At 36.9% G+C, this 22,434-nt stretch carries 16 protein-coding genes and 1 pseudogene; all 17 read left to right on the forward strand.

Features of this window, described 5'->3' with window-relative positions:
- Positions 1 to 7: 7 nt before the first annotated feature.
- Positions 8 to 1,093, forward strand: coding sequence for a flavodoxin-dependent (E)-4-hydroxy-3-methylbut-2-enyl-diphosphate synthase (ispG, locus tag ACDF53_RS07960; RefSeq protein WP_005386720.1), 1,086 nt, complete (start codon positions 8 to 10; stop codon positions 1,091 to 1,093).
- The gene (locus ACDF53_RS07965) at positions 1,087 to 2,805 is read left to right on the forward strand and encodes a proline--tRNA ligase (RefSeq protein ID WP_370815940.1); all 1,719 of its coding nucleotides are present in this window, start codon (positions 1,087 to 1,089) and stop codon (positions 2,803 to 2,805) included. Before ispG ends, ACDF53_RS07965 begins: the two co-directional genes overlap by 7 nt.
- Positions 2,806 to 2,922: 117 nt before the next feature.
- Positions 2,923 to 3,750: a PHP domain-containing protein gene (locus ACDF53_RS07970; RefSeq protein WP_370815941.1), complete on the forward strand. Its 828-nt coding sequence runs from the start codon at positions 2,923 to 2,925 to the stop codon at positions 3,748 to 3,750.
- 15 nt (positions 3,751 to 3,765) lie between these two features.
- Positions 3,766 to 4,641 carry an Asp23/Gls24 family envelope stress response protein gene (locus tag ACDF53_RS07975; RefSeq protein ID WP_314360211.1) on the forward strand — a complete coding sequence of 292 codons (876 nt, stop codon included), beginning with the start codon at positions 3,766 to 3,768 and terminating at the stop codon, positions 4,639 to 4,641.
- Between the two features lie 8 nt (positions 4,642 to 4,649).
- Positions 4,650 to 5,966, forward strand: a complete 1,317-nt coding sequence (gene miaB, locus ACDF53_RS07980; protein WP_370815943.1) for a tRNA (N6-isopentenyl adenosine(37)-C2)-methylthiotransferase MiaB — start codon at positions 4,650 to 4,652, stop codon at positions 5,964 to 5,966.
- A 2-nt stretch (positions 5,967 to 5,968) separates the two neighbouring features.
- Positions 5,969 to 8,602 (forward strand): DNA mismatch repair protein MutS, encoded by a 2,634-nt coding sequence (gene mutS, locus ACDF53_RS07985; RefSeq protein WP_370815946.1) that lies wholly within the window; start codon positions 5,969 to 5,971, stop codon positions 8,600 to 8,602.
- Positions 8,602 to 10,617, forward strand: coding sequence for a DNA mismatch repair endonuclease MutL (gene mutL, locus ACDF53_RS07990; RefSeq protein WP_370815949.1), 2,016 nt, complete (start codon positions 8,602 to 8,604; stop codon positions 10,615 to 10,617). The genes mutS and mutL overlap by 1 nt, the downstream gene beginning before the upstream one ends.
- Position 10,618: 1 nt before the next feature.
- On the forward strand, positions 10,619 to 11,431 hold the full coding sequence (locus ACDF53_RS07995; protein ID WP_370815951.1) for a class I SAM-dependent methyltransferase: 813 nt from the start codon (positions 10,619 to 10,621) through the stop codon (positions 11,429 to 11,431).
- Entirely contained in the window at positions 11,428 to 12,357 is a 930-nt protein-coding gene (gene miaA / locus ACDF53_RS08000) for a tRNA (adenosine(37)-N6)-dimethylallyltransferase MiaA (protein WP_370815953.1), read from the forward strand. The genes ACDF53_RS07995 and miaA overlap by 4 nt, the downstream gene beginning before the upstream one ends.
- Positions 12,354 to 13,592, forward strand: coding sequence for a methionine gamma-lyase family protein (locus tag ACDF53_RS08005; RefSeq protein ID WP_295793544.1), 1,239 nt, complete (start codon positions 12,354 to 12,356; stop codon positions 13,590 to 13,592). Before miaA ends, ACDF53_RS08005 begins: the two co-directional genes overlap by 4 nt.
- A 201-nt stretch (positions 13,593 to 13,793) precedes the next feature.
- Positions 13,794 to 14,855: a tRNA 2-thiouridine(34) synthase MnmA gene (mnmA, locus tag ACDF53_RS08010; RefSeq protein WP_039969211.1), complete on the forward strand. Its 1,062-nt coding sequence runs from the start codon at positions 13,794 to 13,796 to the stop codon at positions 14,853 to 14,855.
- Positions 14,856 to 14,893: 38 nt separating this feature from the next.
- Positions 14,894 to 16,693: a translation elongation factor 4 gene (lepA, locus tag ACDF53_RS08015; protein ID WP_296006278.1), complete on the forward strand. Its 1,800-nt coding sequence runs from the start codon at positions 14,894 to 14,896 to the stop codon at positions 16,691 to 16,693.
- Positions 16,694 to 16,697: 4 nt separating this feature from the next.
- Positions 16,698 to 17,882 (forward strand): radical SAM family heme chaperone HemW, encoded by a 1,185-nt coding sequence (gene hemW, locus ACDF53_RS08020; RefSeq protein WP_370815956.1) that lies wholly within the window; start codon positions 16,698 to 16,700, stop codon positions 17,880 to 17,882.
- An 81-nt stretch (positions 17,883 to 17,963) separates the two neighbouring features.
- Positions 17,964 to 18,566: a nitrite/sulfite reductase gene (locus ACDF53_RS08025; RefSeq protein WP_295794163.1), complete on the forward strand. Its 603-nt coding sequence runs from the start codon at positions 17,964 to 17,966 to the stop codon at positions 18,564 to 18,566.
- A 420-nt stretch (positions 18,567 to 18,986) separates the two neighbouring features.
- Positions 18,987 to 20,016 (forward strand): annotated as a pseudogene (gene hrcA / locus ACDF53_RS08030) (heat-inducible transcriptional repressor HrcA).
- The gene (gene grpE / locus ACDF53_RS08035) at positions 20,016 to 20,561 is read left to right on the forward strand and encodes a nucleotide exchange factor GrpE (RefSeq protein WP_005386696.1); all 546 of its coding nucleotides are present in this window, start codon (positions 20,016 to 20,018) and stop codon (positions 20,559 to 20,561) included. The pseudogene hrcA and the gene grpE overlap by 1 nt, the downstream one beginning before the upstream one ends.
- 28 nt (positions 20,562 to 20,589) lie before the next feature.
- Positions 20,590 to 22,431, forward strand: coding sequence for a molecular chaperone DnaK (dnaK, locus tag ACDF53_RS08040; RefSeq protein WP_005386694.1), 1,842 nt, complete (start codon positions 20,590 to 20,592; stop codon positions 22,429 to 22,431).
- Positions 22,432 to 22,434 lie beyond the last annotated feature (3 nt).

Below are 22,434 nucleotides of genomic sequence, written 5' to 3' on the forward strand. Positions count from 1 at the left end.
GATTACAATGATTGTACGTAAACCAACAAATGGTATCTATGTAGGTACAGTTAAAATAGGTGATTATGCACCGGTAAGCATTCAATCTATGATTACCACTGATCCGGTTCACACGGAAAAGGCTATTGCTGAAATAAATCGCTTAGCTGAGGCTGGTTGTGAATTAGTACGTGTTGCAGTACCTACAATGGCATCTGCAAAAGCTTTAAAAGCAGTTCGTGCTGGTATCGATATTCCTTTAATTGCTGATATTCATTTCGACTATAAATTAGCTTTAGAAGCTATTGAGAATAATGTTGATGGATTGCGTATTAACCCAGGAAATATTGGCGGAGAGGATAAAGTATTAGCTGTTATTGAAAAAGCTAAACCTAAACAAATTCCAATTCGTATAGGTGTCAATGCTGGTTCTTTACCTAAGCATATCCTCGATGCTCATGGTGGTCATCCTACAGCAGATGGTATGGTAGAGACTGCATTAGAACATGTGCGAATTCTTGAAAAGCTCGACTATCGCCAAATGAAATTATCCATTAAAGCAACGGAAGTTCCTTTAATGGTAGAAGCCTATCGTAAGTTATCCGATAAGATTCCTTATCCTTTGCATTTAGGTGTTACTGAGGCTGGGACGATAAAACAAGGTACCATTAAGTCTGCTATGGGCATTGGTGCTTTATTATTAGACGGCATTGGTGATACATTACGGGTATCTTTAACGGGTGACCCAATACATGAAATAGAAGTAGGCCGTAGTATTTTAAGTAACTTGGGATTACGCAACTTTGGTGCTACAATGATTTCCTGCCCTACATGTGGCCGATGCCAAGTCAATCTGTTTGACATGGCGGGAATTGTAGAGGAGCGCTTAGCATCTATTAAAGCACCGATTAAAGTTGCTGTTATGGGATGTGTTGTAAATGGGCCCGGTGAGGCTCGTGAAGCTGATTTTGGTATTGCTGGTGGTAATGGTCAAGGTATTGTTTTCCGAAAGGGTGAAGTTATCAAGACTGTACCAGAAGCTGAATTAGTAGATACATTATTTAGAGAAATTGATCAATATTTAGAAAGCTTAAATGAGGAGTCTTTATGTTAGCCACTAAATTATATGCACCTACATTGCGTGAGGTTCCATCTGATGCTGATGTAGTTAGCCAACAGCTTATGCTTCGCGCTGGTTTTATGCGCAAAACTGCAAATGGTTTATATAGCTTTTTGCCATTGGGGTGGAGAAGTATCAAAAAAATTGAAGCCATTGTACGTGAAGAAATGGATCGTGCTAGTGCTCAAGAAATCATGATGCCTATCTTACAACCTGCAGAAATTTGGAAAGAGTCTGGCCGTTGGAACGCATATGGCGCAGAAATGATGCGTATTAATGATCGTCATGATAATGAATTCTGCTTGGGGCCAACTCATGAAGAGATGATTACAACTCTTGTAAAAAATGAGATTAACTCCTATCGTCAATTACCAGTAAATTTATATCAAATCCAAAGTAAATTCCGTGATGAACGTCGTCCACGTTATGGTTTGATGCGTAGTCGCGAATTTATTATGAAAGATGCATATTCTTTTGATGTAGATGAAGCTGGTTTAGACGAATCTTATAAATCTATGTATGATGCATATACACGTATTTTTACGCGTTGTGGTCTTTCATTCCGTCCTGTAGAAGCTGATAGTGGTGCTATCGGTGGTAGTGGAACACATGAATTTATGGCGATCGCTGAAGCTGGTGAAGCTGATATTATATATTGCACAAAATGTGACTATGCTGCAAATATTGAAATTGGCAAACCTGGTGTTATGAAACAGGAAGAAGAAGCACTGCAAGAGTTATCCGTTGTAGATACTCCTAATGCAAGCTCTATTGAAGCTGTGGCGGAAATGTTGAACTTACCACTACATAAAACTATCAAAGCTGTAGTATTCTCCATTGATGGTAAAGTGGTATTAGCAATTGTTCGTGGTGATCATGAAGTCAATGAAGTGGCAGTACAACATGCGGTTTTGGGTTCTGTAGAACCTGAAATGGCTACACCTGAAGAATTAGAAAAAGTTGGCTTAACAGCTGGCTTCATTAGTCCAGTAGGATTAAAACAAACAGAGGAGTTTGTTATTGTTGTGGATGAATCTGTTATGGAAACTTACAATGTTTGTGGCGGTGCCAATAAAAAAGATGCGCACTATGTTAATATCAACCCTAAACGTGACTTTAATGTAGAAGATATTATTGTTGCACCAATTCGTTTAATTACAGATGATGATGTTTGCCCAACTTGTGGTGGTGCATTAGAACATGCTAAAGGTATTGAAGTTGGTCAAGTATTTAAATTAGGCACAAAATATTCTGAAGCATTACAAGCTACATTCTTAGACCAAAATGGTCGTCCTAATCCAATGATTATGGGCTGTTATGGCATTGGTGTATCTCGTACATTAGCTGCAGCTATTGAGCAATACCACGATGAAAATGGTATTATTTGGCCTCGTTCTATTGCACCATTTGAAGCTGTTATCGTACCTATTAATGCTAAAGATGAAGCGTTGATGTCAACAAGTCAAACCATTTATAGTGCATTACAAAATGCAGGTGTAGATGTGTTACTTGATGACCGTAAAGATCGAGCTGGTGTAAAATTTAAGGATGCTGATTTAATTGGTTATCCACTTCGTATTACAGTAAGTAAAAATACACTTGAAAATAATGAAGTAGAAATTCAAATTCGTAAGTCTGGAGAGGCCATTACATGTGCCATTGATTCTGTAGCAACTAAGGTTACTGAATTGCTTCAAGATTTATAATTAAATTGCGATTCTAGTGAATACTCATTAGGGTCGCAATTTTTCTATCTCATCTTGAATAAATTAGCTAAATCAGTCATAATTAAAAGATAGGATAATTGTAATGGGAGGTGCTCTATGCTTGTTGATTTTCACATGCATTCTATCTATTCTGATGGTGTTAAAAGTCCAGAAGAATTATTACGTCATGCTTTAGAATGTAAACTATCTATGATGGCGTTAACTGATCATGACGAAATTGATGGCATAAAAGCATTGCGTGCCGCTCAAAAGCAATTAGATCCGGAGAAAACTATTAAAATTATTAATGGTTGTGAATTTAGTGCTGACTATAAAGATAAATCTATTCATATTCTGGGATATCGTTTTGATGAAACAAATCAAGAATTAAAAGACTTTATTCAATATTTTAAAGCAAAACGAGAAGAACGGATTGATGAGATTATCAAACGTTGTAATAATGCTGGATATGTTATATCAAAAGATGACCTACTTAAAAAATTCCCTAAGACGCAAGCTTATGGGCGTCCACATATTGGACAGTTATTAATTGATGGTGGTTATGCTAAGGATATTAATGAGGTATTCAAAGGTATTCTTCGAAAAGATAGTCCATGCTATGTGCCTAAGGTAAAGATTGAGGTTCCATATATTATAGACATAATTCATAAAGCTGGAGGCCTTGCCGTTATGGCTCATCCTAAATTAGTATCTAGTGATGAGTATGTTGTAGAAATGTTAGCCTATGATTTTGATGGTATGGAGGTTTACCATACTAAACATAATGATGATGATGTGAAACGATATAAAGCATTAGCAACAAAACATAACTTGTTTATTACAGGTGGTTCTGATTATCATGGTATTCCAGGAAAAGCACCAGATAAATTTGGAGACTACTTGGTATCATCTGAGAATGTATCAGAATTTATTAGTTTGTTATAAATAATGAGGTTGACTATGGAAGTCGTTGCATTTGTAGGTAGTAGTGGCACTGGTAAAAGCCATCGTGCGCTCGTAGTTGCTCATGAAAACAATATTGAATGTATTATCGATGATGGTATTTTAATTCACGATAATAAGATTGTAGCTGGTTTTTCTGCTAAGAAGGAATCTAGCCGATTAAAAGCTGTTCGTCGTGCCATTTTCCAAGATGAAGTGCAAGTAAAATCAGTACGTGAGCAATTAGATAAAATCAATCCTAATAAACTTATGATTATTGGTACATCCGATAATATGGTTAAGAAAATTACTAAAGCATTAGGCTTGCAAGATCCTGATCGGTATATTCGCATTGAGGACGTTGCTACACCTAAAGAAATTGAAAAGGCACAACATGCTCGTCTAAAAGAAGGTAAACATATTATTCCAGTTCCAACGATGGAATTGAAACCTCACTTTAGAGGGTACTTAATTGATCCAATCAAAACTATGTGGCGTCGACGTACATTAAAAAAACAAGACCAAGATACATTGGGGCAAATTGGGTCAGAAGGCTTTGAACGTTCTGTAGTACGCCCTGCTTTCAGCTATTATGGACGACTCACCTTTGATGATGATGTAATTATTAAATTGATTCGCAATGGCCTTAAAAAAGTAGCTGGTGTTGACGAGTCTAGTGTTATTTCTTTCAAAAAAGGTGATAAAGGCCAAAATGGTCTCGTTGTTGATATGGCTGTTGTTATTGAACATGGTTATCCTGTAAAAACATTGATGCAGCAAGTACAAAAATCTGTACGCAATGAGATTGAATACATTACAGGCATGTCTATAGAACGGATGTCCATAAAAGTTAAAAATATTATAGAAACAAAACGTAAGATTGTTAAAGTATAGGAGTTAGAATGAAGTCTTATTATATTTACACCTATGGTTGTCAAATGAATACTGCTGATTCTGAGCGCTTATCGCATCAGTTAGAATCTGTTGGCTATACACCTACAGAGGACGTAGAAACTGCAGATTTAATATTATTAAATACTTGTGCAGTACGTGAGAATGCAGAAACAAAAGTCTATGGCCGCATAGGTGAGCTAATGAGACTGAAGAGAAAAAATAAAAACTTAATTCTTGCTGTTACAGGATGCATGGCACAGAAGAATCAAGCAGAAATGTTTAAGCGCGCTCCACATATTGATATTGTCTTAGGTACTCATAATATTCAACATATTAATGAAATGATTGAAGAGGTACAACGAGGTCATACACACCAAATCAATGTAGATATGGATAATTCCGTGTTACCTGAATTGGAAGCAAAACCTAATGGTACCTTTTATGCATGGGTACCTATTATGAATGGATGCAATAAGTTCTGTACGTACTGTATCGTTCCTCACGTTCGTGGTAGAGAAATTAGTCGTCCTATAGAGGCCATCGTAAAAGAGGTAACCGAACTAGGGGCAAAAGGGTTTAAAGAGATCACTTTATTGGGGCAAAATGTAAACTCTTATGGCTTAGATTTTAAAGATGGTACTGATTTTGGTACATTAGTGGACGCTCTTGATGGTATTCCAGGTATTGAACGTATTCGTTATATGACAAGTCATCCTCAAGATATGACTAAATCTATGATAGATGCCCTTGGTCGATCTTCTAATATTGTTACTCATTTACATTTACCGATTCAATCTGGTTCGGACCGTATCTTGAAGAAAATGAACCGACATTATACAGTGGAGCATTATAAAGAACTACTTTCTTACTGTCGTGAGAAAATTAAAGATCTAGTGGTTACTACTGATATTATTGTAGGTTTTCCTGGGGAAACAGAGGAAGATTTCCAAGCTACTTTACAACTCTTAAAAGATGTTCGTTATGATATGGCATATACGTTTATCTATTCTAAACGTTCTGGTACGCCAGCAGCGACTATGGATGATCAAGTTCCAGAAGAGGTTAAACGCGTGCGTTTACAAACATTGATGGACGTACAAAATGAAATCTCTTATGAACTAAATAAACCTATGGAAGGTCAAGTGTTTGATATTATTGTAGAGGGGCCAAGTCCTCGCGATGAAGATATGTGGTTTGGTCGGACATCGGGCAATAAAATGGTGTTATTTCCGAAAGACGATTCTTTATCAATTGGCGAAACTGTACCTGCATATATTGATAAAGCACAAACTTGGGTTTGCTACGGTACAATACAAAAGGGGTAAGTATGGCAAAAAAGCAAACACCTATGATGGAGCAGTATTTAGATATTAAATCTAGATATTCTGAAGAATTACTGTTCTTTCGGTTAGGTGACTTTTATGAATTATTTAATGATGATGCATTAATTGCATCTCGTGAACTTAATATAACCTTAACAGGTCGCCCAACAGGAGATGAGGAACGCACACCAATGTGTGGCGTTCCTTTTCATGCTGCTGAAAGTTATATAGAAACATTGGTAAAAAAAGGTTATAAAGTTGCTATTTGTGAACAATTAGAAGATCCTAAAGCAGTTAAGGGTATTGTTAAGCGTGACGTTATTAAGGTTATTACACCGGGAACTGTAATGACTGAAAATGGTAATGATGCACGGTCAAACAATTTTTTATCATTATTTTATATGGTAAAAGATGCATGGATACTCGTATTTTCAGATGTATCTACTGGGGAAGTTATTTGGCATCGTATTACTGATTGTGAAAAACGAAGTGATATGTTTGATGCACTCAGTATGTATCGTCCAAGTGAAATTATATTGCCTGAAGGAACTGTATTACCGCAAGATATAAAAGACTTTATGGATAATCAATTCAGCAATATTGTATTATCTCCATTTAGTACATATCATACACAACGAGAGGTAGCGGAAAAAGCAGTTACTCACTTTGGTGATTTAGGCCTTATGGAAGAGGATGTATGGGAAGCATTAGGATATATGCTTTTATATTTAGAGGATATTATTAAGTCTGAAATTTCTCATATTAACTATGTACATCAATTGAGTGTAGGTAATCGTCTAATCTTAGATACATCTTCCTTACGGCATCTTGAAATTACCCATAATCTACGTGATGGCGGTCAAAAAGGTACATTACTCGATGTACTTGATCGAACATTGACACCAATGGGGGCGCGCCTATTAAAACAATGGCTTGAAAGTCCGTTGACTGATGTAAATCAAATTCAACGTAGACAAGCTGCCGTAGCAGAACTTATTACACGTGGTGCTGAACGGTCTCATATGCGTAGCTTATTAGATTGTATTTATGATTTTGAGCGCATCGTAGGTCGTGTAGAAACAGGTTCTGTGTCACCTAGAGATTTAACGGCTCTTCGTGAATCTCTAGCAGTATTGCCAGATATTAAAAATGTATTAGGTACATGCTCAAGTTTAGCATTAACATCTATTAATGACCGCATACAAGATCATAAAGACATTTATGATTTATTATGTCGTGCTATTGCTGACCAACCAGCATTGACATTAAAAGAAGGCCGAGTTATTAAAGATGGTTTCAATCCAACTTTAGATGAACTACGTTCTTTAGCTACTAATAGTGAGCAATGGCTGGCTAAGATGGAAGCTGATATTAAAGAGGCTACTGGTTTATCTAAAATTAAAACTGGTTATAATAAGGTATTTGGATATTACTTTGAAGTATCCCATAGTAAATCTGAACAAGTACCGGATTACTTTATTCGAAAACAAACTTTAGCTAATGCAGAGCGTTATATTACGCCTGAGTTAAAGGAGTTTGAAATCAAAATTCTTAGCGCTAAGGACAAGATAATCGCTTTAGAGCATGAATTATATCAACAATTGCGAAATGATATAAAACTTGTTATTAAAGATGTACAAGAAACAGCTCGTGCTCTTGCTGAGCTTGATGTATTGTGTTCTTTGGCACTAGTAGGTTACGAAGAGAATTATATTTGCCCTACCATTGTAATGAATGGCCAAATCAATATTCGAGATGGTCGTCATCCTGTTATTGAAAAATTCTTGAAGCGTGAAGTTTTTGTACCAAATGATATTGTTCTAAATCACGATGATGAGGAATTCTTGCTCATTACAGGCCCTAATATGGCCGGCAAATCAACATATATGCGTCAAGCTGCTATTTTGATGATTATGGCTCAAATAGGCTCTTTTATTCCTGCCCGTGAAGCATCTATTTCTCCAGTGGATCGCATCTTTACACGCGTAGGTGCTAGTGATGATATTTCTACTGGTCAAAGTACTTTTATGGTGGAAATGAAAGAGGTAGCCTATATCTTAGAAAATGCTACCCATAATAGCTTGATTATTCTAGACGAAATTGGTCGTGGCACTAGTACATTTGATGGGTTAAGTATTGCCCAAGCCGTAGTTGAGCATATTTGTAAGCATATTCACGGCAAGACATTATTTGCTACCCATTATCATGAGCTAATTTGTTTAGAAGAAAGCTATAGCAAGTTAAAGAATTACACTGTAGCTGTAAAAGAAAAAGGTAAGGATGTTGCATTCTTGCGCCGCATCATTAAAGGTGGTGCAGACCGTAGCTATGGTATTCATGTAGCTAGATTAGCAGGTTTACCTAATTCTGTACTAAAACGGGCAGAAGTGATTTTAGAATCTTTAGAAGACCAAAGTCATGATATTAGTGATTTAAATAATCGCGTTATTGGTGGTCAATCTACTAATGTGTCTAAACCAGCTGTAAAACAAGTTAGTGATTCTCCTCTAGGTAACTTATTCACTCATTCCGTAGTAGATAGCTTGCTGGAAGTGGATGTAATGAGCATGACACCGATTGAAGCATTAAATAAATTATATGAATTACAAGAGGAGGCTCGTAAAGGAGGCGGGAAATAATGGCTACCATTCATGTATTGGATGAAACCACAATCAATAAGATAGCTGCTGGTGAAGTCGTTGAACGTCCCGCATCAGTTATTAAAGAGCTTATTGAAAACTCCATTGACGCATCTGCTACTAATATAGAGGTAGAAATTGGAGATGGTGGTGTGGCCTATATGCGCATTACCGATAATGGCATTGGCATGACTGAAGAGGATGCGCGGTTAGCAATCCTACGACATGCTACATCTAAAATTCAGCATGTAGAGGATTTATTTGATATTGCGTCTCTTGGATTCCGTGGTGAAGCATTGGCTAGTATTGCCTCTGTATCTCAATTCTCATTGACTACACGTAAAGCAGACTCTGATTTAGGAACCCGTATTACTGTAGATGGTGGTACTTTTACTGATTGTATTCCTTACGGAGCTGCACCTGGTACGACAATTGAGATTAGAGATTTGTTCTATAATACGCCAGCCCGTCGTAAATTCTTGAAAACAGAACGTACAGAATCTTCTAAGATTCAAGATATTGTGGGAAAATTAGCCCTTAGTAATCCACATATTTCCTTTAAGCTCATCATTGATGATCGAGTGGCTATTATTACGCCTGGAAATGGTAATATTGGTGATACTGTAGCGGCCCTATATGGCTATAAAACTAAGGATGATATTTTTTCTGTTGCTTATGAAAGTGACTCTATTTATATCGATGGTGTAGTAAGTAAACCTACACTTCTTAAAAGTACGAGAATTTGGCAGACTATTATCGTTAATAACCGGGTTATTTCTGATAAAACCATAATGAAGGCTATAGATAATGCATACCATGCACTATTGCCGAAAAATGGTCATCCTTTAGTAGTTCTAAATATTACTGTTCCTGCTGAGATGGTTGATATTAATGTGCATCCTCGCAAGAGTGAAGTAAAATTCTCTGATGATAAGATTATATTTAAAGCCGTTTATCATGGTATTTTAAATGCCTTAAATAATCCTCTCCATGAGCGATATGAACGAGAATCATCCTCTTATATGAATGGTACAGTCACTAATGGAGTTGACTTCAATAGTAACAATAGGGATAGTAATAGTAGTTCATTTTCCGCTGGCAATAGTACGTATGATTCGTATCGAACACCTTCTGTGGTAGAAGATGAGATGCAGTCTGCTGAACATATAGCAACAGCGGTAGATTTTGATAAGGTCTTTGGTGGACGACGTACAAAAGGGTACGAAGTCATGCGTATTGAAACTACGCAGTTTGTAGAGAACCTTAAAACTAAAGGGTACACACCACCTGCGCCTAAGGCAACTTATGAACAGTCATCCTTTACAGATGAAAGTTTTGATGCTGTCCCTACTGAATATACTAGTTATACGAAAGAGGATGTTGAGAGATTTAAGTCCTTAGCTCAAGATATTCGGAAAGACAATACGGAAGAACGTACGATTCAAAACTCTGGATTCTTACCGATGGGACAAGTTGCGTCTTGTTATATTTTGGCTAAAAAGGGTGATGATCTCTACATTATAGATCAACATGCGGCCCATGAACGTGTACGTTATGATAAGCTTTGTAAGTCCTCTGAAGCAATTCCGATGCAATCTATACTAGTTCCTCAATATAGTGAGGCCACTGATGATGAAATGAATTTGGTAGAGGAAGAACGAGAAACATTACTTGATCTTGGATTTGATGTCGAATTAGGTGGTCCTACAAAGATAAAACTTGTAGGCGCTCCTGTAGATTTAGTAGAGTCAAAGGCATTTGAAATTCTCCAATATGTATTTTCTTACTTACATGACCACCAACAACCTACTAAGGCTCAGTTACGTCATGAAATGCTAGCCTATGCATCTTGTAGAGGTGCCATCAAGGCAGGACATAATTTAAACATGTATCAAATGACTACCTTAATTGAGGATTTATTTAGTACTGAAAAACCATACGTATGTCCTCATGGTCGTCCAACAATTATTAAGTTTACACCTGATGAATTAGGGAAATTATTCTTACGGTCCTAATATGAATATTTTAACTACATCTCAAAAATCTAATGAGGCCATTCAGGAGGAAGCCAAAGCATTGGCTTCCTCTATGCATATGACCTATATAAAACGTGGAAAAACATCTATACCGGCATTATTTAGAGAACATCAATGTGAATATATTGCAGTTCTTTCAGGATCTGGATTAACCATCCACTTTCCTGAAAATAAACAACATAGCTTTCATCTTTCTATGGCACAACTACGTATATTACGTATAGAACGTGGTGAAGGAGATCATCTAGTTAATGCTGTTCAAACTATTCTGGATAAAAAAGGCATACTTGATGGACAGCAGTTTACATATCTCGACTCTACTATAGGCCTAGCTAGTGATAGCATTATTGTTAGTTATGCTTTTCCTAATGTAGAGATACAAGGGTTAGAAGGTTCGTTTCCTATATGGCTTGCTACTTCCTATGGATTGGCTCATTATATTCATAGTGAGGATAGTGTAACAAATGCGTTACGTCGTATTCAGGTACAACATGATACCTTTGAAAACTATTTACCTAGCCTACCAGATAATAGTGTTGATATTATTTATTTTGATCCCATGTTTGAAGTGCCTGTAGAGGAAAGTCCTCAATTCAAGCCACTTCGTGGTCATACTGTAGAAAGTCATATTGATGATCATATCATGGCTGAGGCTATGCGTGTTGCCTCTTATGGTGTTATTATAAAAGAACGATCCTTTAGTTCGGTCTTTCAAAAGTATCCACCTCATCAATGGGTGGGGGGAAAGTATAGCCGTATAGGCTATGGTGTATATATGAAGGAGTTATCGTGAATCCCTTAATTACCATCGTTGGACCTACGGCGGTGGGCAAAACTGATCTTACCTTGGAATTAGCTGAACAACTTAATGCTGAGGTTATTTCTGGTGATGCTTACCAAGTATATAAACAACTTAATATCGGTACCGCTAAACCATCGTTGGATGAACTTAATCGGGTAAAACATCATCTCATCGATATACTAGAACCAAATGATTCATATTCGGTATCTATTTTTCAGGACCAAGCGAAAGAGATTATCGCTAGTTTAAAAGATCGGAATATTCTTCCTATTTTATCTGGTGGCACAGGACTGTATGTTCAATCATTATTGGAGAACTATAACTTTAATGATGTTAAGCCTGATGAAAATTTACGAGCAAACCTTGATGATCTTTATAATACAAAAGGTATTGAAGGCTTACGAGAGTATGCTTTCACATTAGGTAAAGAACATAATATAGAGATACAATATAATGACAAACATCGTTTGTATCGGGCTATTGAGATATTGCATCATGGTGATGTAGATTCATTACGTAATCAAACAAAAGATGGTGTATCTTATAAAGGACCTGTTATAGGTCTTATGAGAGACCGTGATAAGTTATATGAACGCATTAATTTACGCGTTGATATGATGTTTGATGCAGGTTTGATTGAAGAAGTAGAGCAACTTGTTACATCTGGAGTAAATCCAGATTGCCAAGCTTTTAAAGGCATTGGTTATAAAGAGGTTGTAGAATATATGAATGGTGGTATTACCCTTGATGAATGTCGTGATTTAATCAAGAAGAATACACGACATTTTGCGAAGCGCCAAATTACTTGGTATAAACGTATGCCATATATTGAATGGATACATATTGATAACGATACATCTAAAGATTTTATATTTAATAAAGCTATGGATTTAATCCGTAGAGAAGGATTAGCATGACATTAGAAGAAATACGCAGTAAAGCCCTTGAGATGGCTGAACCAGAATTTAAGAAATTTGAACCTATTGCATTGGCCAATACTAAAAAGGTGTTGGAAGCCTTTAAAGAATGCCAAGTATCTGATTATCACTTCACAGGTACTACTGGATATGGATATAACGATGTAGGACGTGAAAAATTAGATGAAGTATTTGCCTATGTATTTAAAGGTGAAAAAGCCATCGTTCGTCCTCATTTCGTATCTGGTACACATGCACTAGCAACGACGTTGATTTCCTTAATGGGGAATGGTTCTAAAGGTAAAGAATTTATCTATGCCGTTGGGGCTCCTTACGATACAATGCAATCCGTAATTGGTGCTGCTCGTGAAGTACGTGGTTCTTTAGTAGAAAAAGGGTTTACCTATACTGAGGTGCCTTTAAAAGATAATACCTATGATGTAGAGGCCATTGCTAACGCTGTGAATGATAATACGCGAGTAGTAGTCATTCAACGTTCTCGCGGCTATAGTACGCGTGAGCCATTATCCATTGCCGATATTAAGATCATTGTAGATGCTGTAAAAGCTAAGAATCCTAACACCATTTGTTTTGTAGATAATTGCTATGGCGAATTTACAGAGTTACAAGAACCATTAGAAGCTGGTGCCGATATTATGGCTGGCTCACTCATTAAAAATGCTGGTGGTGGTTTGGCACCAACTGGCGGTTATATTGTGGGTAGAGAAGACCTTGTTGAAGATGCAGCGTATCAACTAACTGCTCCAGGACTTGGCGATCATATGGGCTCCTATGCTCCTGGTTATCGCTTGTTCTTCCAAGGTTTATTTATGGCACCTCACGTAGTATTACAAGCTCTTAAAGGTGCCGTATATACGGCTGCGGTAGGTGAATTGTTAGGCTATGATGTATTCCCTAAGGTAAATGCTGATCGCTATGATTTGATTCAAGCTATCAATCTAAAAAATGGGGAAGAAATGGAGCACTTCTGTGTAGGTATGCAAGCCTATTCTCCTGTAGATGCTCACGTACATCCTATTCCCGGTGATATGCCTGGTTATGAAGATAAAATTATCATGGCTGGTGGTACTTTTGTACAAGGTTCTTCCATTGAATTAAGTGCAGATGGTCCTGTTCGTCCACCGTATACTATTTTCATGCAAGGTGGCCTTGTGTTTGAACACTCCATGCTCGGTATTTTAGGTGCTGCAGAAGAAATATTAAAACATAGATAACAGTTAGAATCTCTTTCTCTTTGAGAAAGGGATTCTTTTGTTTCAAATCTTTTCAATATACCTAGTTCTAGGCTATAATATAAGTTGCTATAATTTCATAGCAATACTACTCGGACTTTTACACCGAACTAGTGTTTTTTTACACGTCAGGCTTTCACCCTGATTAGTTTTATGATCAAGAGATCATTAAAAGGAGAAAGTATGGAAAAAGTTATCGCTGTAGCTATGAGTGGTGGCGTAGACAGTTCTCTAACTGCTGCAATGCTACTAAAACAAGGCTATAAAGTATTTGGTATTACCCTGTGGCTGTGGGTGAGTGGTACACCTTATGATTCAGTTCCCCTTGCTGTAACAGATGCTAAGAAGATGTGTGATTTTCTTGGTATTGAGCATCACGTTATCGATGCTCGCGATGTATTCTACGATAATGTGGTAGATTACTTTGTAAAAGAATATGCCTATGGTCGTACACCAAATCCTTGTGTATTCTGTAACAAAAATATCAAGTTTGATTTGATGCTTAATCGTGCACTTGAACTGGGGGCCACACATATGGTTACTGGTCACTATGCACAGGTTAATTATAATGAAGAAACAGGTTTATATGAGTTACATAAAGGCGTTGATCCTACAAAAGATCAAAGTTACGTTATGTATAATATGAACCAACGTATCTTGAGTCATCTTATGTTCCCACTAGGTGGTCAATGTAAGACTGAAACACGTAAATTAGCTGCTGAATATGATTTACCAGTAGCTAAAAAACCAGATAGTGTAGATATTTGTTTCTTGCCTCACGGAAATTATCAAAAGCTCGTGGTAGAAGAAATGAAGGATAAACCAAAGTCTGGTAATATCGTTACTGAAGATGGTGAAGTATTAGGTAAGCATAACGGCTTATTTAACTACACTATTGGCCAACGTAAGGGCCTTGGTATCGCATACAAGCACCCATTATATGTTATTGGCTTTAATGGTGAACGCAATGAGGTTATCGTAGGTCCTAATGAACGACTCTTTACAAATCGTATGATTTGTAAGTTCTATAACTTCTTAGATGATACAATTCATAAAGAATTAAAAGCAGAAGGTAAAATCCGCTACGCTGCGAACCCTTCACCTTGTACTGCACGTATCTTAGATGATGATACGATGGAGGTTATCTTCGAAGAACCACAACGGGCTATCACACCAGGTCAGTCCGTAGCCTTTTATAATGGCACTCAATTATTAGGAGGTGCTGTTATCGATCGCGTATGTTAGAAAGGAGAATACAAGTTCTTTGAACTTGTTCACATAGTATGTCAACGAAAAAGATTAGAAACTTCTGTATTATAGCTCATATTGACCATGGTAAATCTACCATTGCCGATAGATTAATTGAATATACTGGCACATTACAAAAGCGCGAAATGGAAGCTCAAGTTCTAGACTCCATGGATTTAGAACGTGAACGTGGTATTACTATTAAAGCCCAATCTGTTCGCATTTTGTATAAAGCACAAGATGGTGAAGAGTATACTCTGAACCTTATTGATACTCCGGGCCATGTGGATTTCAGCTATGAAGTATCTCGTTCTCTTGCAGCTTGTGAAGGCGCATTACTCGTAGTAGATGCTGCACAAGGTGTAGAGGCACAAACGTTGGCGAATGTGTATCTCGCTTTAGAACATGATCTTGAAATCATTCCTGTTATTAACAAAATTGATTTGCCTTCTGCAGATCCTGATAGAGTTAAACAAGAAATTGAAGATATCATTGGTTTAGATGCATCAGAAGCTGTATTATGTTCTGCTAAATCTGGTATTGGCATTCCAGATATTTTGGAAGCTATCGTAAATAAGGTGCCTGCACCACCAGATAAATCTGATGAACCTACAAGAGCATTGATTTTTGATAGTCGATTTGATGCGTACAAAGGTGCTATCGCGTATGTTCGCGTAAAAGAAGGTTCTATTAAAGCAAAAGATACAATCCGTATGATGCATGATAAAAAGGATTTTGATGTAACAGAACTTGGTATCTTTACACCAAATCTCGTGCCTGTTCAGGAATTACCATGTGGCTCCGTAGGTTGTATTGCTGCTAGCATAAAGAATGTAGCTGATTGTCACGTTGGTGATACTGTAACATTAGCTAATAATCCTGCACCAGAACCATTACCGGGCTATCGCAAAGCTGTATCTATGGTATATTGTGGCTTGTATCCAACAGATTCTAAGGACTATGAAAATCTTCGTGATGCATTAGAAAAGTTACAACTTAATGATGCAGCTTTAGAATACGAAGCAGAAACATCTTTGGCATTAGGCTTCGGTTTCCGTTGTGGTTTCCTCGGCCTATTACATATGGATGTAATTCAAGAACGGTTGGAACGTGAATATAACTTATCCCTTATTACAACAGCTCCATCTGTAAACTATAAAGTGTATAAGACAAATGGAGAAATGCTCGAAGTCGATAATCCTGCTAAATTACCACCACCAACAGAAATCGACTACATTGAAGAACCTTATGTAAAAGCCACTACTATTGTGCCTAAAGATTTTGTTGGCACTATTATGGAGTTATCTCAAGATAAACGTGGTGAATATCAATCCATGGAATACTTGGATGAAACACGGGTATCTGTTGTGTATCACTTACCTTTAAGTGAAATCATTTACGATTACTTCGATAAGTTAAAATCTGCTACAAAGGGCTATGCATCTCTAGACTATGAATTGATTGGTTATAAACAATCTCCAATGGTTAAGATGGATATTCTATTAAATGGTGATCCTGTAGATGCGTTGTCCATTATCGTACACAAAGATCGTGCTGCTACACGTGGCCGTGCATTAGCGGAAAAATTAAAAGAACTCATTCCTCGTCAAATGTTTGAAATTCCTATTCAAGCAGCAGTAGGCACTAAAATTGTAGCTCGTGAAACTGTAAAAGCTTGGCGTAAGGACGTTTTAGCAAAATGTTACGGTGGCGATATCTCTCGTAAACGTAAATTGCTAGAAAAACAAAAAGCCGGTAAGAAACGTATGAAGTCTGTAGGATCTGTAGAGATTCCACAAGAAGCATTCATGGCTATTCTCAAGGTTGAGGACTAATATAATGAAAACAGATTCTAATACTTTGAATCTGTCTACACTTGGGGATATGGGCTTTTATGTCCATATCCCTTTTTGTAAACAGAAATGTATGTACTGTGATTTTCCAGCCTATCAAAATCTACAAGATTACTATGAAACCTATGTATATGCATTAGTACAAGAAATAGATTTGTGGGTTACAGAACACCCAGAATCTAAATTTAGACCTATTGATACCATTTACTTTGGTGGCGGCACGCCGACTGAATTATCGATTCAACAGTTACAGATGATTGTAGATAAAATCAAAAGTACGTTTACAATTACAGATGATTGTCATATGACTATTGAATCAAATCCTGGGGAAGTGGATTTATCGTATTTAACGAAACTTGTTAAACTAGGATTTAATCGCATAAGCTTTGGTGTTCAAACCTTTGATGATAAAGCGCTTACCATGTTGCATCGCAGCCATAATGGGGAGAAGGCTAAACAGGCGGTTTACGATGCTAAAGAGGCTGGATTTACTGATATTAATATTGATTTAATCTATGGCTTGCCACGACAAACATTAGAGGATATTCAGCGTAATTTAAATATTGTAAAAGACCTACCAATTAATCATATTTCTACGTATGGCTTACAAGTTGAGATAGGCACATATTTATATCATTTAGTACAAAAGAACTTGATTTCTATTCCTAGTGAAAGTATAGATGAATCAATGTATGATACGATGATGGCTGGTTTAAAAGAGCTGGGATTTGAGCGATATGAGATTTCAAATTTCGCGAAGGGTAATTCCTACAGTCGTCATAATTTAAAATATTGGCATTATATAGACTATTTAGGCTTTGGTGCAGGTGCTCATTCTTTTTATGACGGAGTACGCCGCAGTAACAATCGTAATGTAATGCCTTATATACAAGCTGTTGATCGATATACTATGCCTATTATCGATACGGAGACTATTACGGTAGAGCGGGCCCAAGAGGATTTTTGTTTTTTAGCACTTCGCACTAAATGGGGCCTTGATGAGCTAAAATTCAAAAATAGATTTGGTGTATCTGTTCATGATTTATTTGGCGCTACAATAAAAGATTTAGTTAGCAAAGGCCTATTAGAATATGAAAATGATAGTTATCATTTGACCTCGGAAGGGGCAAAACATGGTAACTATGTATTTAGTCAATTTATTCGTGAGTAATTTTTCACAGTTTCTCAAAATCTAATATGTTAGTATAAATAGGATGATGATGAATAAGCATGCTAGATTTGAGGAGGAACGATGAAGACATCGGTTATTTTACACGGTTTACATAATGAATTTACTTTAGACCAAATGAAGGCATGCATAGAATTAGCTGAAAAATATGGTGGATCCTTCCGTCATGTTGTAACAGGTATACAAATTACAGGTATTGAAAAAGAAGATAAGGAACAGCTTATTTCCGAATTACCTGAAGGTGTAACTACGGTTATTCATAGAGGGGTTAATTCCTTAATTGCCTGCGTTGGTAAAGGCTATTGTAAAAATGGCCAAATGGAAACAAAAGAGTTAGCTGATTATGTGGAGAGAAAACATTACGGCCGAAAAACATCTCATAAGTGCAAAATTGGCATCAGTGGATGTGGTCGTAACTGTCCAGATGCAATGGTAAAAGATATTGCCTTTATTGGTACGTCTCAAGGTTTTATGTTAGCTGTTGGCGGCAATACAGGTATGAGACCAGAAGCTGGCAAAATTTTGGCTAGACAACTTACTGTAGAGCAATCCAAAAAAGCTGTAGATATTTTAGTTGATTGGTATGCGGAACATGGGAAACCACGTGAGCGTATGGGAAAACTGTTAGAACGACTTGGTAATCCATTAGAAGGTGTAGAACTATAAATTATTATATTTATACTTCTCATTGATTTATGGTTCTGGTTTACGTTTCTTAATCTATAAATTTGCATGGCTAGAAAGTAATCTAACTAAGAGCTCATTAACAACAAAATTACAATAGAATTATTACAAATATTAACACTTATACTATTTCAGGTTTTAATAACATAAATTTTATTAGACCAACATATTCTAAGATTGAAATTTTAGTATATGACATAAACGTAGATAGTATAAGTGTTTTCTTATTGTTATACTTTGATTTTTTGACTAATTAATTAAAAATATTGAATTGTCTTTTTGACTAAATAGGTATTATTTGACTTTTTAAGGATTTTTTTGCTTGACAATTTTTTCCAATGTGATAATATTATACATGCGATTAGCACTCAAAGTTTATGAGTGCTAACAAGAGGTGTCATTATGGATGAAAGAAAACAGCGCATCTTGCGAGCCATAATTGAAGACTACGTTAAATCTGCTGAACCGGTAGGGTCAAGAACCATTGCTAAGAATTATAATCTTGGTATAAGTCCGGCAACAGTGCGAAATGAAATGTCCGATTTAGAGGAGTTAGGCTATTTGGAGCAACCTCATACATCGGCTGGACGTATTCCTTCAGCTAAAGGCTATCGCTTATATGTTGACTCTATGTTGAGTCGACAACCTGTTCCATTACAGGATGCTGAAAAAATTGAAATGTTATGGAAACATTCCAATGGATCAACGAGTGAGCTCTTCTTAAATATGGCTAAATTATTATCACAAGTAAGCCATAGCATGAGTTTATTCTTAGCTCCAGCTCATGATAGAGCATTAATCAAATACATTCATGTGTTGCCCCTCGATTCACATCAAGCAGTTATGGTTGTTATTACTGAGACTGGTGCTCTTGATAATGAATTGATGTACTTTACTGAAGGCGTTTCGCCTGATGTATTACAAAGTTTGGCTATGCAATTTAGCAATGCATTACAGAATGTAAGTATTGGTCATGTAACGGCTGAAGCGTTAGGAACACTTTTGATTCATATGGAAGGACCCCAAGGGATTTTGATGATCCTTTCAGAAACATTATTACGAGCAATTAATAAACGTAAGTTGTTCTATTCTGTAGGTACCACGGAGTTGTTAAATCAACCAGAGTTTAAGTCTGTTGAAAAAGTACAACCCTTACTTTCATTAGTGGAAGAGCAAAATCAATTGGGACAACTTTTAAAGGATGATTCACCTACACCGGTGAAGGTAAAGATTGGCGATGAAAATGATACTGAAGCACTACATTCTATGAGTGTGGTACAAGCTGATTTCACAAATCAAGATCAGCCTATTGGTACACTTGCTATTCTAGGACCGACACGTATGGAATACGGTCGTATTATTGGAATGTTGTCTCACATGAAACATATGATGGAATCTATGGTAAAAGAACAAAAATAGAAAGGGTATATAATGGCTGAAGAACAAGACATTAAACAAGAAACAGTAGACGAAACAGCAAATGCTACTAATGTAGAGGAACCGGCTGTGGAAGAAACTGAAGAAGTTGTTGCTGACGCTGCTCACGTATTAGATGAGCTTAAAGCAGATTTCGATAATCGATATAAGCGTTTGCAAGCTGACTTTGAAAACTTCAAACGTCGTACTAATCAAGAAAAAGAGCAACTTGCAGGATATGTTAAAGGGGATGTGCTTACAGATTTACTTCCTGTATTAGATAACTTTGAACGAGCTGTTCAAAGTCCCGCAGAAGGTGATGCTAAGGTATTCCTTGATGGATTTATCATGATTCATCAAAACTTGATGGCTATGTTATCTAAACATGGTTTAGCCGTTATCGATGCGGTTGGTAAACCATTTGATCCAAATTTCCATCAAGCGATTATGCGAGTGCCGTCAGATGAATATGAATCTGATACGGTATGTGAAGTATTGCAAACTGGCTATACTGTTGATGGTCGTTGTATTCGTCCAGCAATGGTAAAAGTTGTTGAATAGATTATAAAGGTTTTAGGAGGCATATATTATGGCAAAGGTAATTGGTATTGATTTAGGTACTACAAACTCTTGTGTTGCGGTTATGGAAGGCGGCGAACCTACGGTTATTACTAACCAAGAAGGCGCGCGTACAACTCCTTCCGTTGTTGGTTTTGCAAAAAATGGCGAACGTTTAGTTGGTCAATTAGCAAAACGTCAAGCTGTATCTAACCCAGAAAACACAATCATTTCTATTAAACGTCACATGGGTACTGACTACAAAGTAACTGTAGAAGGTAAATCTTATACACCACAAGAAATTTCTGCTATGATTCTTCAAAAAATCAAAGCTGATGCAGAAGCTTACTTGGGCGAACCTGTAAAACAAGCTGTTATTACAGTTCCAGCATACTTTACAGATGCTCAACGTCAAGCTACAAAAGACGCTGGTGCGATTGCTGGTCTTGAAGTACTTCGTATCATCAACGAACCTACAGCAGCTGCTCTTGCATATGGTGTAGATAAAGATGAAGACGGTAAAGTTCTTGTATTTGACCTTGGTGGTGGTACATTCGACGTATCTATCCTTGAACTTGGTGATGGCGTATTTGAAGTATTGGCAACATCTGGTAATAACCATCTTGGTGGCGATGACTTCGACCAACGCATTATGAACTACCTTATTGAAGAATTCAAAAAAGAAACTGGTATCGATTTATCCAATGATAAATTAGCTGATCAACGTTTAAAAGAAGCTGCTGAAAAAGCTAAAATTGAATTATCTGGCGTAGCTAGCACAAATATCAACTTGCCATTCATCACAGCTGATGCTACTGGTCCTAAACACTTGGATGTAACATTGACTCGTGCTAAATTCGAAGAATTGACAGCTGATTTGGTACAAGCTACTATTGAACCTACTCGTAAAGCTATGAACGATGCTGGTTTATCTGCATCCGATATCGATAAAGTATTGTTAGTTGGTGGTTCTAGCCGTATTCCAGCTGTACAAGAAGCTATTAAAAAAGTATTGGGTAAAGAACCAACTAAAAACGTTAACCCTGATGAATGTGTAGCTATCGGTGCTGCTATTCAAGGTGGTGTATTAGTAGGTGAAGTAAAAGACGTATTGTTACTTGATGTAACTCCATTGTCTCTTGGTATCGAAACAATGGGTGGTGTATTCACACGTATTATCGATCGTAACACTACAATTCCTACATCTAAATCTCAAGTATTCTCCACTGCAGCAGATAACCAACCATCTGTAGATATCCATGTATTGCAAGGTGAACGTGAGTTCGCAGCAGATAATAAAACATTGGGTCGCTTCAACTTGGATGGTATCCCAGCAGCTCCTCGTGGGGTTCCTCAAATCGAAGTAACATTCGACATCGATGCTAACGGTATCGTACACGTAAAAGCTAAAGATTTGGGTACTCAAAAAGAACAAAAAATTACAATTACTTCTTCTAGCGGCTTGAAAGAAGACGAAATCGAACGCATGGTTAAAGAAGCTGAAGCTCATGCAGCAGAAGATAAAGCTAGAAAAGAAGAATTAGATGTTAAAAACAATGCAGATTCCTTGGTATACCAAGCTGAAAAAGCATTGAAAGAACTTGATGGTAAAGGCGATACTGCTTTATTGAAAGAAGTGGAAGAAGCAAAAGATAAATTGAAAAAATCTATCGAAGCTGGCAACATCGAAGACATCAAAAAAGATAGTGAAGCTTTGGAACAACCATTACATAAATTAGCAGAACAAATGTATGCAGCAGCACAACAAGCTCAACAAGCAGCTGGTGGTGCAGATCAAGGTCAACAACAAACAAAATCTGATGATAATGTAGTTGATGCTGATTACACAGTAGTGGATGACGACAAGAAATAAGAA

Source organism: Veillonella sp. (assembly GCF_041333735.1).
Taxonomy (GTDB): domain Bacteria; phylum Bacillota; class Negativicutes; order Veillonellales; family Veillonellaceae; genus Veillonella.

Coding starts and splice junctions, on each gene's coding strand:
- ispG (WP_005386720.1), top strand. CDS start 8: ATGATTGTACGTAAACCAACAAATGGTATCTATGTAGGTACAGTTAAA.
- ACDF53_RS07965 (WP_370815940.1), top strand. CDS start 1,087: ATGTTAGCCACTAAATTATATGCACCTACATTGCGTGAGGTTCCATCT.
- ACDF53_RS07970 (WP_370815941.1), top strand. CDS start 2,923: ATGCTTGTTGATTTTCACATGCATTCTATCTATTCTGATGGTGTTAAA.
- ACDF53_RS07975 (WP_314360211.1), top strand. CDS start 3,766: ATGGAAGTCGTTGCATTTGTAGGTAGTAGTGGCACTGGTAAAAGCCAT.
- miaB (WP_370815943.1), top strand. CDS start 4,650: ATGAAGTCTTATTATATTTACACCTATGGTTGTCAAATGAATACTGCT.
- mutS (WP_370815946.1), top strand. CDS start 5,969: ATGGCAAAAAAGCAAACACCTATGATGGAGCAGTATTTAGATATTAAA.
- mutL (WP_370815949.1), top strand. CDS start 8,602: ATGGCTACCATTCATGTATTGGATGAAACCACAATCAATAAGATAGCT.
- ACDF53_RS07995 (WP_370815951.1), top strand. CDS start 10,619: ATGAATATTTTAACTACATCTCAAAAATCTAATGAGGCCATTCAGGAG.
- ACDF53_RS08005 (WP_295793544.1), top strand. CDS start 12,354: ATGACATTAGAAGAAATACGCAGTAAAGCCCTTGAGATGGCTGAACCA.
- mnmA (WP_039969211.1), top strand. CDS start 13,794: ATGGAAAAAGTTATCGCTGTAGCTATGAGTGGTGGCGTAGACAGTTCT.
- lepA (WP_296006278.1), top strand. CDS start 14,894: ATGTCAACGAAAAAGATTAGAAACTTCTGTATTATAGCTCATATTGAC.
- hemW (WP_370815956.1), top strand. CDS start 16,698: ATGAAAACAGATTCTAATACTTTGAATCTGTCTACACTTGGGGATATG.
- ACDF53_RS08025 (WP_295794163.1), top strand. CDS start 17,964: ATGAAGACATCGGTTATTTTACACGGTTTACATAATGAATTTACTTTA.
- grpE (WP_005386696.1), top strand. CDS start 20,016: ATGGCTGAAGAACAAGACATTAAACAAGAAACAGTAGACGAAACAGCA.
- dnaK (WP_005386694.1), top strand. CDS start 20,590: ATGGCAAAGGTAATTGGTATTGATTTAGGTACTACAAACTCTTGTGTT.